Origin of the sequence: Micromonospora sp. NPDC126480, assembly GCF_040302465.1 — a bacterium.
GTDB lineage: Bacteria > Actinomycetota > Actinomycetes > Mycobacteriales > Micromonosporaceae > Micromonospora.
This window is the reverse complement of sequence record NZ_JBEORU010000064.1, coordinates 1-2161: the sequence shown is the minus strand read 5'-3', so window position 1 is coordinate 2161 and position 2161 is coordinate 1. Positions and strand designations below refer to the sequence as shown.

Here is a 2161-nt window from a genome sequence, read left to right as displayed (position 1 = left end):
CTGTCGGCGACGCGTGAAGACTGACCCCCAGGCGGCGGGCGAATCTGGACCCCCCTTCCAGTATCGGGAGGGTGTTGAGCGTGGAGGACTGGGCGGAGATCCGTCGTCTGCATCGGTCTGAGGGGATGCCGATCAAGGCGATCGCTCGCAAGTTGGGTGTCGGGCGGAACACGGTGCGGCGGGCGTTGGCCTCGGAGGGGCCGCCGCGGTATTCGCGGCCGGCGAAGCCGTCGATCGTGGATGCGGTGGAGCCGCAGATCCGGGCGTTGTTGCAGCAGTGGCCTGAGATGCCGGCGACGGTGATCGCGGAGCGGATCGGTTGGACGAGGTCGTTGACGGTGCTCAAGGACCGGGTGCGGCTGTTGCGGCCGTTGTTCACGCCGCCGGACCCGGTGCAGCGCACGGACTATCTGCCAGGCGAGTTGGCGCAGTGTGATCTGTGGTTCCCGCCGGCGGACGTGCCGTTGGGCTTCGGGCAGGTGGGCCGGCCGCCGGTTCTGGTGATGGTCTGCGGGTATTCGCGGTGGCTGTCGGCGGTGATGATCCCGACTAGGCAGGCGCCGGACCTGCTGGCCGGGCAGTGGCAGCTGCTGAGCCGGCTGGGGGCGGCGCCGAAGGTTCTGGTCTGGGACAACGAGTCCGCGGTCGGGCAATGGTGCGGCGGCCGGCCGCAGCTGACTGAGGCGATGAACGCCTTCCGAGGCTGCTTGGGGATCCGGGTGGTGCAGTGCCGGCCGGCCGATCCGGAGGCAAAGGGCCTGGTGGAGCGGGCCAACGGCTATCTGGAGACTTCGTTCCTGCCCGGACGGGTCTTCGCTTCACCGCAGGACTTCAACGCCCAACTCGATGGGTGGCTGGTGCGGGCTAACAGCCGACAACACCGCCGCCTGCATGCCCGGCCTGTCGACCGCCTCGACGCTGACCGGGCCGCGATGGTGAGGCTGCCACCGGTGGCTCCCGTGGTCGGGTGGCGGCTGTCAACCCGGCTGCCCCGCGACCATTACGTGCGCCTGGACGCCAACGACTACTCGGTGCACCCGTCGGTCGTCGGCCGGCGGGTCGACGTCACCGCCGACTGCGATCAGGTGGAAGTGTTCTGCAACGGCCGTCTCGTCGCCCGTCATGACCGCTGCTGGGCTGGCGGACAGACCATCACCGACCCGGACCACCGGCAGGCGGCTGACCAGTTGCGGGCCGCCCGACGCCTGGCCACGGTTCCGGCCGTCGCCACCGAAGTCGAGCACCGGGCCCTGACCGACTACGACCGCCTGTTCGGCCTTCACGCCGAGGAGGTGGCTTGATGGCCGGCAAGACCAGCCGCAACGTCACCTCGGAGATCGCGTTCCTCACCCGCGCCCTCAAAGCGCCGTCCCTGGCCGCGTCGGTGGAACGCCTGGCGGAGCGGGCTCGGGCGGAGTCGTGGACGCATGAGGAGTTCCTCGCCGCCTGCCTGCAACGGGAAGTCGCCGCCCGGGAAGCCCACGGCGGAGAGGGACGCATCCGGGCCGCCCGGTTCCCGGCCCGCAAGAGCCTGGAGGAGTTCGACTTCGATCACCAACGCTCCCTGAAGCGGGAGACGATCTCTCACCTGGGCACGTTGGACTTCATCACCAGCCGGGAGAACGTCGTCTTCTTGGGCCCGCCCGGCACCGGGAAGACGCACCTGTCCATCGGCCTCGGGATCCGGGCCTGCCAGGCCGGGCACCGGGTCGCGTTCGCCACCGCCGCCGGGTGGGTGTCCCGCCTCGCCGACGCCCACCACGCCGGCCGCCTGCAAGACGAACTGGTCAAGCTCGGCCGGATCCCGCTGCTGATCGTCGACGAGGTCGGCTACATCCCCTTCGAAGCCGAAGCCGCGAACCTGTTCTTCCAGCTCGTTTCCAACCGCTACGAACGAGCCTCGCTGATCGTCACCAGCAACAAGCCCTTCGGCCGGTGGGGTGAAGTCTTCGGAGACGACGTCGTCGCCGCCGCCATGATCGACCGCCTCGTCCACCACGCCGAGGTCATCTCCCTCAAGGGCGACAGCTACCGACTCAAAGACCGCGACCTCGGCCGCGTCCCCGCGGCCACCAAGACCAACGACTAGCAAAGATCAACCAGCAGAGGGGGTTCGTTTTCAGCCGTCGTCAAGGGGTCCGTTTTCGGCCGTCGTTGACAC

Annotated in this window: 2 protein-coding genes; both read left to right on the top strand. The window is 69.1% G+C overall.

The genetic code is table 11. The features are described 5' to 3' along the window. Positions 1-71: 71 nt before the first annotated feature. Positions 72-1301: an IS21 family transposase gene (istA, locus tag ABTW87_RS30080; protein WP_350654789.1), complete on the top strand. Its 1230-nt coding sequence runs from the start codon at positions 72-74 to the stop codon at positions 1299-1301. Next, positions 1301-2089, top strand: a complete 789-nt coding sequence (gene istB / locus ABTW87_RS30075; protein WP_350654788.1) for an IS21-like element helper ATPase IstB — start codon at positions 1301-1303, stop codon at positions 2087-2089. The genes istA and istB overlap by 1 nt, the downstream gene beginning before the upstream one ends. Positions 2090-2161 lie beyond the last annotated feature (72 nt).